The organism is Candidatus Kuenenia sp. (assembly GCF_039794105.1).
Lineage (GTDB): Bacteria > Planctomycetota > Brocadiia > Brocadiales > Brocadiaceae > Kuenenia.
Genome location: NZ_JBDIWA010000028.1, coordinates 1 through 15,055, shown reverse-complemented (window position 1 = coordinate 15,055; position 15,055 = coordinate 1). Strand labels below are relative to the sequence as shown.

The following is a 15,055-nucleotide window of genomic DNA, read 5'->3' as shown; positions in this document are numbered from 1 at the left end:
TCTTGATTTTATATACATTATGAATATAAAAGTTATTAAACAGTTATTATAAGCCTGATTCTTGCCAAACAACAGGAAAAGCATCGCGACAAAGGCAAACCTCGGGTGTGAAGATTTACAAAAAATCTGGAATACGCCCCTTGGCATTTATACCTTGATATCAAAATTTAAAGTGTCGCCAGGTTTAATTTCATATATCTTTTCGCGGAAACAAATTTTCGCTATTATGTCTCTTTCTTTGCTTGAGGTAATGGACAATGCCTCCGGTGTTATGTTGATGTCAAACCAGTTTCCCCTATATTTTATCTTTAACATGAGCCTTTGCAAACCTTCGGGAATTTTCGGATTCAGATGGAGCATCTCATTACAGAATTCTATACCTGTATAACACCGCTGGAGAATATCAACAGTCCCAGCCATTGCGCCCAGATGTATGCCTTCGTGTGTAGTGCCTCCCTGTATATCTGAGATATCGCTTTCCATTGCCTTATTAAAAATATTCCATGAACCCGTACGGTCTGACCTGGCAAGAACCCATGAGAGGACAATATTGCTGAGGGTAGAACCGTTAGAGCTCCGCTTAAGATAGTATTCTATGTTCTTTGGAATAATTTGTGGATCAAAAACGTATCCCATTTCTTTAAAAAGTCCGTGTAGTTCCTCTGAAGAAAAGAGATAAAAAAGCATGAGTACGTCCGCTTGCTTTGAAGCCTTATAGCGGTTGGTTGTATCTCCTTCTGCCTCGAGAATACGGTCAAGACGCTGTATATCTCCATATTTTTTGATATAACCCTCCCAGTCGAATTCAGCTAACTCATTGTATCCCTCGAACTGGCTGATGATGTCATCAACATGAAAGACAAGCCGCATTTTATGGATAATGTCCTGCCACTGGTCGATCTCGGTTTTCTCCAATCCAATTGTTTCCAGAAGGTCATACCTCCTTTTAGGGTTCAGCTTGTTGAGGGCTTTAATAGCAGTACGCAATACCCAGACGGTCATTACATTAGTATAGGCATTGTTATTCAGCCCAGGTTTTTCAGAGTCAGGATATTTATCATGATATTCGTCAGGCCCCATGACGCCGAGTATTTCGTAACGGTCTATTTCTCTGTTATAAGAGGTAAGGCTTGACAGAAATCTGGCGATTTCAAGAATCATTTCCGTGCCATATGTAGCCATAAATTCCATATCTTCTGTTGTTTCGAAGTACTGCCAGACGTTATACGCTATAGCTGCATTGACATGGCGCTGTAGGTGGGTGTTGTCCGGAAGCCAGCGGCCTGATTTGGGATTAAGATGAAGCTGTTGCGTTTCCTCCCTTCCGTCGCTTCCGCTTTGCCAGGGATAGAGTGAGCCTCTAAATCCCTCCTCTTGCGCTGCAAGACGAGACCTGTTTAACCGCCTGTATCTGTAAAGCAGCAGAGATCTGGTAAGCACTGGAATTCTCAGATTGAGATAGGGAAAGATAAACAATTCGTCCCAGAAAATATGCCCCCTGTATGCTTCTCCGTGCCAGCCTCTTGCAGGTACTCCTGTGTCCAGGTCAATCGAGTTTCTGGAAACGGTCTGCAACAGATGGAATATGTGCAGGCGGAGGATCATCTGCGTGCGATCGCTGTCCGCTACCTGGATGTCGCATCTGTACCAGAGATGGTTCCATTCCATAACATGGCTTTCAAATAATTCTTTGAAATTGCCGGTATGCCTGAGAGCCTCAACTGCATTCTGGGCAGATTCGGAAATGGCAAAGTCTTTAGATGTATAAAAAGAAACAATCTTTTCAATTGTCACAGGCTTATTATTCACTACCTCAATAAAAAATTCCTGAGCAATATAACCTGGCTCTTCAACAGTCTTTCTTTCAACCTCTGTCTGTTTACCTTCAAAATAAACACGGGTTCTTGCCGCCTCTGCCACACGGATATGAGATTGATTGGTCTCTACGAGCAGATAAATTATGTCATCATCGGATTTTCCGCTTTTCACAGGTGCAAGATGTTTGCTATTTAACTGCTTATAACGTTCAACTCCTGCATTGATAATAGTTCCGTCCAGGGCGGAGAGTATTTGAATACGCCCTGACCAATTCTCAGGTATGATTGTAAATTCAAGCGCTGCAAGATGCATATTTGCCATATGTACAAAACGTCGTTGAATCAATGTTGTCTCGCGATTTTGTCTATCTCTGAATCTCACTGTTCTTGAGAGAATGCCTTCCTTCATGTTGAGTTCCTGCCGGTAGGAAAGAATGTCAACGGTCATCAGATTAAACCAGTCGCCGCCTTCGTGCCGGAATTTCGTGAGTAACCAGTTTGGCATATTTACCAGGTCTTCATTTTCGACCACACGGCCTGCAATATCAGTTTTCAACCGGTTATAACCTCCTGCGAGGTGAGTGCCCGGATAATGAATCTCGTCCGCCTCAGCCTCCGGCGCTGCGCCACGTGTTGCGAAATATCCGTTTCCAAGTGTACAAAGGGCTTCTCTGAGGCTTTCCCTGGAAGGTTTAAAGTCTTCATATAAAAGCGTCCAGTTATTCATGACCACCTCCTAATGGAATAAGTTTCAAAAGGAATTTGCGTACCTCTTCCGGATGCTTAAGACTATAAGAAGCCGCAGTCTCATAGGGTTCGTCCCAGACAACAATTCCGATACCACGACCTTTGAGCGCCCTGAATGCGTCTTCATCTGTTACATCATCTCCTATATAAAAAGGCAGGACGTCGTCTCCGTCAAGCTTCAATGCGTTGAGCAAGGTAAGCAGAGCCTTTCCCTTGTGCCAGTCAATATCCGGCTGTAGTTCGAATATCTTTTTTCCGTATGCCTTTCTAAGTTCAGGATAGACGGAAGCCACTTTGTCCACAATCTGATTTACAAATTCGGCTTTCTCCGGAGTTACAAGGCGATAATGAATTGCAATGGCGAATTTTTTCCGTTCCACAAGAACGCCTTCTATGGAGCGGAGCTTTTCGGAAAGTTCCTTCTCTGCTTTATCGAGAACGGGCAGGAATTCTGCCCCTGCCTGACTCTTTATGTTTAATCCCTCTGGCCCTGCAATATCAAAACCATGGCTTCCGGCATAGACAAGTGAGTCTATTTTCACCTTATCCTGCACATCTTTGAGGTCGCGGCCGCTTATTATTCCTACCGTACAATTATTGGAAAGTTTTATCACAGCCTCCCGCATGTCTTCTGCCATAATCGCTTTGTCGGGTGTTTCAACTATAGGGGTTAGGGTTCCGTCGTAGTCAAGAAAAACGGCAATGCGTTTGCCCCTTGCCTGATTGGCAATATCATTAATGCTGTCCAGTGCGGAAGGCTGGCCATGAATTACTTCAATATCGTCCCTGACGCCGATTTCAGAGAGGTCTTCAACTACTACATCAGCTCCGTTTTCAAGCAGGGATTCTCTATCGCCTGTCCGCATCACACCAACCACGAGCCTGAATTTGCCGGCTTTTCCTGCCTGAACGCCAGAAATAGCATCTTCAATCACAACCGCACGTTCAGGTTTCACCTTGAGTTGTCTTGCTGCCTCAAGAAAAATATCCGGTGCAGGTTTACCTTTAATGCCAAGAACTTCAGAATCCAGTCCATCCACCCTGACGTCAAACAGAGATGAAAGATTTGTTGAATCAAGGATCATGGCGCAGTTTCTACTCGAGGATATTATGGCTGTTTTGCAGCCTTGTTTTTTCAAACTATGTATAAAATCTATTGTCGAATCATATACTTTCGCGCCATGTCCTCCGATGTATTTCAGGAAATATTCATTCTTTAATTTGCCCAGGCCGTGGATAGATTCTGTACCTGTCAAATCATCTGGTTGTCCTTCGGGCAGATTAACACCCCTTGAACGGAGGAAACTCCTCACGCCGTCAAAACGTGGTTTGCCATCAACATAAAGGCGGTAATCTGAGTCAATATCAAAAGGTTGAAAGGGCTTATTATGTCGGGCAGCATATTGGGAGAGAAATTCATCAAACATCTTCTTCCATGTATCTGCATGCACGCTTGCCGTATCGGTGACCACTCCGTCAAGATCAAAGATTACAGCATCAAAGTCTTCCATTGATATTGTGTGTGCCGGTTTTTTGTTAACCATCGAACCACCTCCGGGTAATTATAAATTATTACAGCTTTTTAAAATAATTCCATATGCTTCCTCTTTCGAAAACCTTATTTGTTTGACTATTGCTTTAAGTTTCCGGAACTTATTACTTTCCTTCGGATGCAAATGTTCCGGTTATTCTTTGCTGCCGGTATGATTGCAGGTGCCTAAGGCAGAATATCAATAGACCTTATCATTTCCCGGCAATTTGGACATAACGGGCAATGCCGTTCCTGGTAATGAGACCCTGTATAAATTCCCCTTTCTTCACAACCAACCTCCCTGTATCTTCCCGCAGCATCGATTCAAGGGCTTTTATTGCCTCCTCTTCGGCAGATATTTCCCATTGTTTTTTATGTTTCAGATAAACTTCTCCAACCATTGTGTCTTCGAAAGCGTTTTTAGGTATGCCTTTTATTTCTTTTAGAGTTATTATACCAAGATATTTTCCATCATCCACTACAGGGAAACCTCCATAGCCATATCTCAGGAAGTAGCTATTCACAATTTCATCGAGGCTAAGAGAAGGACTTACGGTAATCAGGTCCCTCGCCATTATATCTTTGACCTTAACACCAAAAAGTGATTCCTGAAGCGTTGACTGCTGATAACTTGCCTGGGCTGCCGTAAAGAGAAACCAACCAATAAGCATCAGCCACAGACCACCCGGCACTCCTGTAAAAAGAGAAAACAACCCGAAAAAGACAAAAAACAGGGCAATCTTCCTCCCGACGCCGGCTGCCTTTTGCGTCGCAGAAAAGAAGTTCTTATTCTTACTCCATAAAATGGCTCTCAAAACCCTTCCGCCATCCAAAGGGAAACCCGGAATGAGATTAAATATCCCAAGAATCAGATTAATCTGTGCCAGATATATAAAAAGCGCCTTCATGCTTCCTAATACGCCCATAGAAATAAAGTAAAACAAAGCGTACAAAAAAAAACTGGAAAGAGGCCCTGCAATAGCAATATTCAATTCAGCCCTTGGGTGGGGAGGTTCATTTTTCATCCTGGAAACTCCACCAAAGATAAAGAGTGTAATGCTTCCTATGGAAATTTTGTACCTCTTTGCCACAACGCAATGGGCCAGTTCGTGAAAGGCAACGGAGGCGAAAAGTAGAAGGGCTGCAAGGGCGCCTTTTATCCAGTAAGATGTCACAGGCAGGTCAGGAGCTGCCTTTGGAAAGTATAGAGTTGACAGAGACCATGTAATCAAACCGAATACGATAAACCACGTAAAATGCACTCTTATTGGAATACCCATTACCGTACCTATCTTCCAGGCCCCCTGTAGTGATCCGTTCATGTTTTTCTCCTTTCATCTGTTCTTAAATTATTCAACCCAAAATACGCTTACAGTATCTTTAATCTTTTCAATGTTAAATGCTATAGTAATTTTAACATCATGGCAACTATTCAGCGTAATATAAACTACTGAGGACGACGGACATCCTTCGTCTCTCATCCTTCGTCTCTCGTGCCTCGTCTCTCGCTCTCACGTTTTTCAAAAAACTAAAGTGTTACAAAATATTTTAACCGCTTGTCTTGTAAGCAATGTGCATGTGTATTATGCTTGCATTGAATTTTCTTTTGACCTATACTGATTTTTCTCAACAGCTTCGTTTTATTAATAAACACGGCAATAACGCCGTTATCAGCGGTATAGCGGCGACGTATGAATCGCCGTTACATATGGTTACAAAGGCGTCTTCTACTATTCGTGTTTATTGAAAAATGGAACCAATTTAGTCTTGTGAAAAACGTATTCTATGTTTATTTTAAGCCTTCTGAATTTTTCAAAAAGCTAAAATGTAGTAACATTTTAGCTTTTTGAAAAATTCACGGGATAGAAAAAATACCATGTAGCCCCGTTAGGGGCAGTCTGTTTGTAGCGCAATAAAATTCAATAGGATAAATAGCTCCGTAGGAGCGGCCTGTCCGTATTCAGATAGACCAGTATTTCAACAAGTAATACGATAATAAATGAGTATGCATCCCATGTTACGACAAAAAGAAATCAATAAAGGTGAGATTGTATCGATAAGGGGGAGTATTGTGGACGTTCGCTTTCCAGGAAGAGTCCCTCCTATTCATAATGAACTCAGGGGAGAATTGGGAAATGTAAAATACGTAATCGAAGTAGTGATTCATCTTGATCATGAAACTGTTCGTGGAATAGCGCTAACTCCCACAGGGGGATTATACCGGGGGTTTATATTGACCGACATGGAACAAACGTTAAGGGTACCCTTGGGAAAAGAATTACTTGGGAGAATGTTTAATGTTTTTGGTGAAACTATTGATAATGGAGAACCTCTTCGGGATGTTGTGTGGAAGTCCATATACCAGCCAACGATTTCACTGTCCAGCCGTTCCGTTTCTACAGAGATTTTCAGTACGGGAATTAAAGCAATCGATGTGCTTGCGCCTCTTGAGAGAGGAGGAAAAGCCGGGCTTTTCGGAGGCGCCGGGGTTGGAAAGACAGTGCTTATTACTGAAATAATTCATAAAGTCATGGGTATTTACGGTGGAATAAGCTTCTTTTGCGGTATAGGTGAACGGTGCCGTGAGGCTGAGGAACTTTTTCGGGAGATTAAAACTGCCGGGGTTTTGGATAATACGGTAATGCTCTTTGGGCAAATGAATGAACCGCCAGGCGCGAGATTTCGTATAGGGCATGCGGCGCTTCGAATGGCTGAATATTTTCGGGATGAAGAAAAACAGGATGTGCTGCTCCTGATAGATAATATTTTTCGTTTTATACAGGCAGGTTCCGAGGTGTCGGGGCTTTTGGGGCAATTGCCTTCCCGCGTAGGGTATCAGCCTACATTGGGAACTGAACTTTCAGAACTACAGGAACGAATTTGCAGCACCTCTTCGGGGTCAATTACTTCTGTTCAGGCAGTGTATGTGCCTGCGGATGATTTTACCGATCCTTCTGCCGTTCATACGTTTAGTCATTTATCTGCCACAATCGTGTTGTCGCGAAAAAGAGCAAGCGAGGGTCTTTATCCTGCAATTGACCCGTTGCAATCGGGGTCAAAGATGCTTATGCCGCATATTGTCGGGAAGAAACATTATCAGATTGCACGGGAAATTTTAAAAATATTGGCAAACTATGAAGAACTCAAAGATATTATCGCTATGCTGGGTCTGGAAGAACTTTCTCAGGAAGACAGAAGGACGGTATATCTTGCCAGAAGGCTTGAGCGATTTTTTACACAACCTTTTTTTACGACCGAGCAATTTACCGGGCATAAAGGAAAAACAGTCGGGATTGAGGATGCATTGGAAGGATGTGAACGGATTTTGAATGGAGAGTTCGATTCATTTCCGGAAAACGCACTTTACATGATTGGCGGAATTGATGAAGCAAAGAAACCATGAGATTAAAAGTACTGCTTCCTACTGAAATATTTATAAACGAAGAAGTTGAAAAGGTCGTTGCGGAAGCGGATAATGGATATTTCTGCTTACTGCCCCGCCATGTAGATTTTGTATCTGCTCTTGTTCCGGGGCTTTTAATATACGAGCAGGAAGGACGCGAAGTATTCCTTGCTATTGACGAAGGGATTCTCACAAAATGTGGCGCCGAGGTACTCGTTTCCACCAGAAATGCCGCTCGTGGCCCCGACCTTGGGAAATTGAAAGAAACGGTGGAAAATAAATTTAGTTCGGCAGATGAACGAAAGAAAATCGCTCACTCCGCTGTGGCAAAACTTGAGATTAATTTTGTACGGCAATTTATTGAACTTGGTGAAAGCAGACATGGTTGACCCTGCACAAAAGAAAGAGGATGATGTATTAAAAAAGTTTGTTGTGGAAGTAGGAAAAAAAGAATCGCGTAAAATAAAAGGCAGGAAAGAATCGAAGTCCAAATCGTTTTGGTTTGGCATGGGGATGTCGGGGATTATCGGCTGGTCTATAACTATTCCCACATTACTTGGCATAGCACTGGGTATCTGGATTGATAAAAAATGGCCATCGCCTATATCATGGACGCTTACGCTTCTCGGTGTTGGCATAGCAATTGGTTGCCTGAACGCGTGGCGCTGGATGAAAATGTACGGTAAAAATGATTAATGTGAACCTGGCTTTATTGTTAAATATACTTAGCACTGCCCGCATAGTGTGGGAATGAAACATTTGTTAAAAACGGTTGCGGCTCGTTCCTCACTTGATATCTAAGTAGAGACAGGTTTGAAACCTGTCTCTACCATGTAGTGCGACGAGGTTCGTCGCACTACAAATGACAATTTCCTGTTTCAAAAGACTAAAGTATTACGAAACAACGTAGTATTTGCAAGCTTGGTATATTAGCCCTGACAGGGTTCCAAACCCTGTCAGGGTTGTTTCTTCCATTTTCAAAGGAAATAATGACCATGATAAATGATATATTTACGTTTGCCACCGCACTTGCAGTTGGAATGGCGGTAGGTTTGCTGAATTTTGCCGGCATGTGGAGTACCATACATTATCTTCCAATAATAAAATACCCATCCGCACTGATTATGCTAAGTTATATTGTACGCATGGCAATTGTTCTGGTTACATTTTATTTCATCATGGATGGTCGCTGGGAACGATTACTTGTGTGTTTTGTGGGATTCTTTATTGTACGACGAGTATTGGTAAAACGTTTTCTTCCCGAAGGGTCCAAGATGAAGATGACATACCATTCAAAATAGTGGGTAATGCGTGAATATAAGTCCTGACAATATAATAGTCCTTCAAATTGGGCCGATTGCATTAAATGCAACCATCGTCTATACCTGGATTACCATGGCGGTGATTGTTGCGCTGTCATGGTTTGGCACGAGGAAATTGACGACAGAATGCAAGATATCCCGCTGGCAAAATCTTCTTGAAACGCTTGTATTAGGCATGAATAAACAGATTCGGGCAATCAGCAATCAGGAACCGGACAGGTTTTTGCCTATCGTGGGAACGTTATTTTTGTTCATTTCAGTGTCAGTCATTTTGAGTATTATTCCTGGGTATCAACCGCCCACCGGTTCCTTATCGACCACTGCAGCGCTTGCCATTTGTGTATTTGTGGCAGTGCAGTTTTACGGAATATCAAAACGCGGTTTTATAGGTTATTTGAAACATTACTTGAAACCCACGCCATTCATGTTGCCGTTCAATATTTTGGGGGAAGTATCCCGTACGATAGCGCTTGCAGTCAGGCTTTTTGGAAACGTTATGAGCGGGTCTGTTATCATCGCAATCCTGCTTTCGATTGCGCCTCTTTTTTTCCCCATTCTCATGCAGGCGTTGGGATTGCTGACAGGGTTAATACAGGCGTACATTTTCGCTATTCTTTCTATCGTTTATATCGCTTCTGCAACGCGTGTTTATGAAGAAAAAGAACAAACATTAGAAAAATATGGAAAAGGAAAGGAGTGAAACAGCATGGATAATGTTGGCCTGATTGGAATGGTTTCTATTATTGTCGCCGGTTTTACAATAGCGGTTGGTTCGATTGGCCCCGCGCTGGGAGAGGCTCGTGCGGCGGCTCAGGCTCTCAGTTCAATTGCACAACAGCCTGACGAGGCAAATACAATTACGAGGACGTTGTTTGTCAGCATGGCTATGATAGAATCCACTGCGATCTATTGTTTTGTTGTAGCTATGATTGTTATTTTTGCAAATCCTTTTTGGAATTATGTGATAACTAAAGCCGGGGGACAGTGATGCTTATTAATTGGTTCACCGTATTTGCCCAGATATTTAACTTCCTGCTTCTTGTTTTTCTCCTGAAGCATTTTCTTTATGGAAGGATTATTTCGGTTATGAATGCGAGAGAAGAAAAGATCACTTCCAAATTGCAGTCGGCGGAACAGAAGATGATTGATGCAGACAACGAAAGAGAACTTTATCTTCAAAAAAATAAGGAAAATGATGCAAGATGCGAAAAGCTCTTTACCAGCGCAAGTTTGGAAGCAGAAGCACAGAAAAAGGAACTTATTGAAAATGCGCGCAGGGAAGTTGAAGAATTGAAAGAACGATGGCATGAATCTTTGAAGGAAGAGAGAGAAACGTTTCTTGCAAATCTCCGAAAAAAAACGACAACGCAGATATATGCTATTCTGAGAAAAATATTGTCGGATCTTTCAAGCGCTGATCTTGAAAAAAATATGACAGATACCTTTCTTAAAAAAATCAGAAATCTTGGCAACGCAGAGAAAAACAAGATTAAAGACATTTTAAAACAATCACACTATCAGGCAGTGATAACCAGTATGTTTGAGATTCCTGCAGAACAGCAACAAATCATTACCACTGAAATCAGCAATGTCATGGGCGAAAAACTGGAAATTCAATATATATCTCCCCATGACCATATCTGTGGAATAGACTTCAAGGTAAAAAACTACAGGATCGGATGGAACCTCGATGATTACATTAAATTCCTTGAGGAAGAAGTGGATAAAACACTGGAAGAAGAATTAGCGAGGTAATCATAATTATGGCGACTACTGGAAATCTCCTGGAAACACAAATTAACAAGGCCTTTGATGCCCTCGGACAGATCTTGGAGAAAAAAGAATATCCACTGGAAATACGGGAAACAGGCACGGTTACCTACGTGGGAAAAGGAATTGCGCGGGTAAATGGCTTATGGAATGTTAAATCTGAAGAAATGGTGCTTCTTTCCGGCGGTCTTCCCGGCCTGGTATTCAACCTGGATCAGGGGGAAGCCGGGATCATTTTGCTCGACGAAGATGATGATATAAAAGCGGGAAGCGAAGTGCAGCGGACAGGCAAGGTCATAGATGTGCCTGTCGGCAAAATGCTGCTTGGGCGCGTGGTTGATGCAGTGGGAAGGCCATTGGATAATTATGGCCCTGTACGAACAACTCACCGTCAGATTATAGAGAGAGAGGCGCCGTCTATTGTCGACCGTTCTCCGGTAAATATACCGCTGCAAACAGGAATAAAGGTGATAGACGCATTGATCCCTATAGGAAGGGGGCAAAGAGAACTCATTCTTGGCGACCGCCAGACAGGAAAGACAACGATTGCTCTGGACACGATTATCAATCAAAAAGATAAGGGGGTTATTTGCGTTTACTGCGCAATAGGGCAAAGAAGTTCTTCCGTGGCAAAATTGATAGCGGATCTTCGGAAAAATGATGTATTGGATAATACAATTATCGTGGTTGCCGCCGGTGAATCGACTCCCGGAATGAAATATATCGCACCCTATGCCGCCACTGCCATGGCGGAATATTTCATGTATAAGGGAAAGGATGTGCTCATCGTGTACGATGATTTAACTAATCATGCACGGGCATACCGGGAACTATCCCTCCTGCTGAGAAGGCCGCCTGGCAGGGAAGCTTTTCCCGGCGATATTTTTTATATTCATTCCCGCCTGTTGGAAAGATCCACACACCTGAAAAAAGAGCTTGGAGGAGGGTCTTTGACCTCTTTGCCTATTATTGAGACGGAAGCGCAGAATATTTCGGCGTATATTCCGACAAATTTGATTTCTATCACTGACGGACAGATTTATCTATCTCCGGAACTTGCGCAGAAAGGGATTATGCCGGCTGTAAACGTAGGGAAGTCGGTATCCAGAGTCGGGGGCAAGGCACAATTTCCGTCTTACAGGATGGTAGCAAGTGATTTACGGCTTTCTTATTCTCAATTTGAGGAGCTGGAGAGGTTTGCGCGTTTCAGCACGCGGCTTGATGAATCAACCCGAAAAATTATTGAGCGTGGTAAACGTGTCCGCGAGATTCTCAAACAGCCGCAGTTTCAACCTGTGCCGGTTTCTGCGCAAATTGCTGTTTTAATGGCGGTAGTGGAAGGCGTATTGGATAAATCGCCCATAGAGCTTATTTCTGCAGCCGAATCTGCCATCAGTAAAGAAGTGACAGAAAAATTGCCTGATGTATGCAGTAAGATTGAAAAAGGTGAATCACTCGGCGACGAAGACCAGTATAAAATTGTCTCTCTGGCAAGAAATGTTATTGATGAAAAAGAAGAGGGGCATTTAGATGCTAACACTTGAACGGTTGAGGAGAAAAATTCAGAGCGCTGAAGATTTGCATGCCATAGTAAAAACGATGAAAACGCTTGCTGCGATAAATGTTCGCCATTATGAGGAAGCTGTTGAAGCGGTTTCCGGTTACTATCGAACCATTGAAATGGGCCTTCAGGTGGTTCTCCAAAAAGGAGAGGGAGAAGTTGTTTCAAAAATATCCGGAAAGGAAAAAACTGCAGGATGCGCCGTGGTATTCGGTTCTGACCATGGCCTTTGTGGCGGATTCAATAGCCAGATAGCATCATATGCGCTGGAAAGCATGTACGGTGAAAGCATTGCTCATGAACGATATGTTTTGCTCTGCATTGGAGTGCGGGCAGCAGATCTTATCGAAGAACGAGGGCATCCTGTTGAAGAAATATTCCCTGTGCCGGCATCCCATTCAGAGCTTGTAGATACCGGATACAAAATTGTAATGGCACTTAACAGTTTGGAAGAGAAGGGGAAAATCACAAAGGTTATTTTGTTTCACCATAAACTGTTATCTAGCGCTTCCAGCAAACCTCAAACAGCGCATCTCTTGCCGCTGGATCAGGAATGGTTGGATGCGTTATCTAGGAAAAAGTGGCCATCTCATATAATTCCCACATTTACAATGGAGAGGAGGAAACTTTTCTCAACGCTTGTTCGCCAGTATATTTTTGTTTTACTCTATCGGGCGCTTGCCGAGTCTATGGCAAGTGAAAACGCAAGCCGGCTTTCTTCCATGCAAACTGCAGAAAAAAATATAAAAGAAACGATAGAAGAGTTGAATATGTCCTATCGTCATCAGTATCAAACCTCTATCACTGAAGAACTTCTTGATATAGTAGCGGGCTTTGAAGCATTGCAATCGGAAGGGAAACAATTTTGATTCATTTCTTTTTGTAACATGGGGGAATGATTCGGTAAGCCAAAAATCAGTCTTTTGCCGGAAAATAATCCTCCAGATCGACCCATTCCCTTTCAACGGTAAATTTGCAATCGATAAATTCCAGAGGATTGCAAAGGGTGGTTATCTGCGGATCATTTATCATTTTCCAGGTAAGTCTTTCATGGGGAAAAGATACAGGTATCCATGCCACTGTGATATGCACATGGGGAAGAATCCTTGTATGTTCCTGCACATTTGCGGTGGTTGCAAGTATGTTGCCCTCTCTCACCATATCTCCTGTACTAAGGCCATTCACTGGAATGGTATGTCCATATACAGTGAAAAGCGCATGCCCGCGCTCGTCGTAGGTATTGTGGTGCACATAGATAGATTTGCCCAGAAAATCATCGTGGATATGCGCTACCCTTCCATCATAGAGCGCCGGGATCTTTGTTTTATAGTCAATAGTACGTATGCCTCCCGTTGTATCCCGGTAAAAACAGAAATCAACTCCTTCGTGAGGAGAGCGGCGAATACCTGTATCGGACCACCATTTACGAAGATCGTTAAACAGCATGCCTGGGTAAAAAACCCAATTTTCAAACCCTGACCGGCCAAAATCATTTTGTTTTATAATAAATTGATGGAATCGCGATTTTTCAATAATCATAATGCGGTCTGGAAATGTCGTGCGGGAGAAGTAATCGGGAGCTGCTTTATTAGTACCTTTTTGCAGTCGGCAATCTACAATCTACAATCTACAATCTACAGTCGGCAGTCGGCAAATTGCCGATTAAGGATTGCCGATTGAAGATTGAAGACTGAGGACTGAGGACTGTTTCGTGCTTGTTTGATTCTGGTTATGCCAGCTTAGGGAGACGAGTCAATTTTTCCTCATTGGAAGAAAGCTTCAATCCTTTTGATAATCCCGGAAAGATGCCTGTTGCCTTTAAGTCTTTCCCGTAATCGTTTTCTCTCCATGCTTACCGTGCTATAGCCAATCCCCATCATTTCTCCAATCTCCGTTCCGCTTAGCCCGCCAAGACGGTACAATAAGTCCATGGCTATTTGCCGTATTACACCCCGTTCATTCTTTATTTCATCAAAACTTTTCTTTGTCTCTTTGCAGAGCGCTTTAATGATGGTCTCTTTTCTGATATAGTTTTTTAACCGCCGTGCAGGTAAAATCTCACGTGATCTCAGCGGCAAATATTTATCTCTCACCCTGTTGATAAACGCGGTACTCCCCAGTATGTTTCCTCCAACAACCATATCTTTTATTTCAATACCTGCCGGCAAATCACTGCAAATAGCCTCCCAATACAATTGCCGTCCTTTTTTGTTGTCCCCTCCATACGGCGCAAGTACCCCGGCATACGCTACAATGCCATTTCTTTTGGTAGGATCGATAGTGCCTAAAAGGCTGCTCCACGCATAGTTCTTCAAATAATTTCTCTTTTCCGATAGCGGCAGTTTTTTCCCCAGCCTTGTATTGACAGGGTTTAAATGAATATATCGGGACACAATATCCAAATACTCTTTCTTTTCCAGGAGAATGCTCTTGTATCTCCCCTGATACAAATGGCCTGTCCTTTTGTATCTTTTATTGTAATATGCGGTGTAGGTGATGTTAATCCATTTCATAAATTCACTGAGATTGGCGAGGGGTGTTTCTAAAAGCAGATGGAAATGATTCTCCATGAGAACGTAACCATGCAGGAGGGTAGTATAGGTTTTCAGGCCGTCATTCAACAACTCAAGAAACTGTTTCTTATCCTGGTCATCCCTGAATATTGCCTTACGCTTGTCACCCTGGCAGGTCACAAGATATAATGCATTTTTATATTGTATGCGTAATGGTCTTGCCATGCGGGTATCATATCAGATACAAGTTATTTGTCAATCGTTAACAGGCTGTCCGAGAATGTGATCAGCAATGAAAATAAAACGCAAAGAAAATTGTGTGTAAATCAAAAGCAATCTATAAACAAATCAGGAAAAGGTTAAAATTTTTCCATCTAAATCATAATTTTGT

General features: G+C 42.7%; 15 protein-coding genes. 10 read left to right on the top strand and 5 right to left on the bottom strand.

All coding sequences use genetic code 11. The annotated features are described in order from the left end of the window. Nucleotides 1–147: 147 nt before the first annotated feature. The 3 genes from ABJL82_RS12390 to ABJL82_RS12380 all read right to left on the bottom strand — a co-directional run bounded on the left by ABJL82_RS12390 (nucleotide 148) and on the right by ABJL82_RS12380 (nucleotide 5,417). On the bottom strand, nucleotides 148–2,544 hold the full coding sequence (locus ABJL82_RS12390; protein WP_347275004.1) for a glycosyl hydrolase family 65 protein: 2,397 nt from the start codon (nucleotides 2,542–2,544) through the stop codon (nucleotides 148–150). Beyond that, nucleotides 2,537–4,108, bottom strand: a complete 1,572-nt coding sequence (gene otsB / locus ABJL82_RS12385) for a trehalose-phosphatase (protein WP_347275003.1) — start codon at nucleotides 4,106–4,108, stop codon at nucleotides 2,537–2,539. Before otsB ends, ABJL82_RS12390 begins: the two co-directional genes overlap by 8 nt. 199 nt (nucleotides 4,109–4,307) lie before the next feature. Then, a complete protein-coding gene (locus ABJL82_RS12380; RefSeq protein WP_347275002.1) occupies nucleotides 4,308–5,417 on the bottom strand; it encodes a site-2 protease family protein in 1,110 nt (369 codons plus the stop codon). A gap of 263 nt (nucleotides 5,418–5,680) precedes the next feature. Between ABJL82_RS12380 and ABJL82_RS12375 the strand changes: the two genes are divergently transcribed. From ABJL82_RS12375 to ABJL82_RS12330, 10 genes are all read left to right on the top strand, one after another. Beyond that, on the top strand, nucleotides 5,681–5,842 hold the full coding sequence (locus ABJL82_RS12375) for a hypothetical protein (RefSeq protein ID WP_347275001.1): 162 nt from the start codon (nucleotides 5,681–5,683) through the stop codon (nucleotides 5,840–5,842). Nucleotides 5,843–6,109: 267 nt separating this feature from the next. Then, a complete protein-coding gene (gene atpD, locus ABJL82_RS12370) occupies nucleotides 6,110–7,498 on the top strand; it encodes a F0F1 ATP synthase subunit beta (RefSeq protein WP_347275000.1) in 1,389 nt (462 codons plus the stop codon). Further along, nucleotides 7,495–7,887, top strand: coding sequence for a F0F1 ATP synthase subunit epsilon (locus ABJL82_RS12365; RefSeq protein WP_347274999.1), 393 nt, complete (start codon nucleotides 7,495–7,497; stop codon nucleotides 7,885–7,887). Before atpD ends, ABJL82_RS12365 begins: the two co-directional genes overlap by 4 nt. Continuing rightward, on the top strand, nucleotides 7,880–8,194 hold the full coding sequence (locus ABJL82_RS12360) for an AtpZ/AtpI family protein (RefSeq protein WP_347274998.1): 315 nt from the start codon (nucleotides 7,880–7,882) through the stop codon (nucleotides 8,192–8,194). Before ABJL82_RS12365 ends, ABJL82_RS12360 begins: the two co-directional genes overlap by 8 nt. Before the next feature lie 299 nt (nucleotides 8,195–8,493). Beyond that, complete coding sequence (locus ABJL82_RS12355) at nucleotides 8,494–8,799, top strand: ATP synthase subunit I (RefSeq protein WP_347274997.1); 306 nt, start codon at nucleotides 8,494–8,496, stop codon at nucleotides 8,797–8,799. Between the two features lie 10 nt (nucleotides 8,800–8,809). Further along, a complete protein-coding gene (locus ABJL82_RS12350; RefSeq protein ID WP_347274996.1) occupies nucleotides 8,810–9,520 on the top strand; it encodes a F0F1 ATP synthase subunit A in 711 nt (236 codons plus the stop codon). A 6-nt stretch (nucleotides 9,521–9,526) separates the two neighbouring features. Continuing rightward, complete coding sequence (locus tag ABJL82_RS12345; protein WP_099326714.1) at nucleotides 9,527–9,808, top strand: F0F1 ATP synthase subunit C; 282 nt, start codon at nucleotides 9,527–9,529, stop codon at nucleotides 9,806–9,808. Continuing rightward, the gene (locus tag ABJL82_RS12340; RefSeq protein WP_347274994.1) at nucleotides 9,808–10,575 is read left to right on the top strand and encodes a hypothetical protein; all 768 of its coding nucleotides are present in this window, start codon (nucleotides 9,808–9,810) and stop codon (nucleotides 10,573–10,575) included. Before ABJL82_RS12345 ends, ABJL82_RS12340 begins: the two co-directional genes overlap by 1 nt. An 8-nt stretch (nucleotides 10,576–10,583) precedes the next feature. Then, complete coding sequence (locus tag ABJL82_RS12335; protein WP_347274993.1) at nucleotides 10,584–12,134, top strand: alternate F1F0 ATPase, F1 subunit alpha; 1,551 nt, start codon at nucleotides 10,584–10,586, stop codon at nucleotides 12,132–12,134. After that, nucleotides 12,121–13,020: a F0F1 ATP synthase subunit gamma gene (locus tag ABJL82_RS12330; protein WP_347274992.1), complete on the top strand. Its 900-nt coding sequence runs from the start codon at nucleotides 12,121–12,123 to the stop codon at nucleotides 13,018–13,020. The genes ABJL82_RS12335 and ABJL82_RS12330 overlap by 14 nt, the downstream gene beginning before the upstream one ends. Nucleotides 13,021–13,066: 46 nt before the next feature. On the opposite strand, the gene ABJL82_RS12325 is transcribed toward ABJL82_RS12330, so the two are convergent. Both ABJL82_RS12325 and ABJL82_RS12320 read right to left on the bottom strand, forming a co-directional pair. Further along, on the bottom strand, nucleotides 13,067–13,690 hold the full coding sequence (locus tag ABJL82_RS12325) for a peptidoglycan DD-metalloendopeptidase family protein (protein ID WP_347274991.1): 624 nt from the start codon (nucleotides 13,688–13,690) through the stop codon (nucleotides 13,067–13,069). A gap of 224 nt (nucleotides 13,691–13,914) precedes the next feature. Further along, a complete protein-coding gene (locus ABJL82_RS12320) occupies nucleotides 13,915–14,889 on the bottom strand; it encodes a transposase (RefSeq protein ID WP_347274990.1) in 975 nt (324 codons plus the stop codon). Nucleotides 14,890–15,055: the final 166 nt, after the last annotated feature.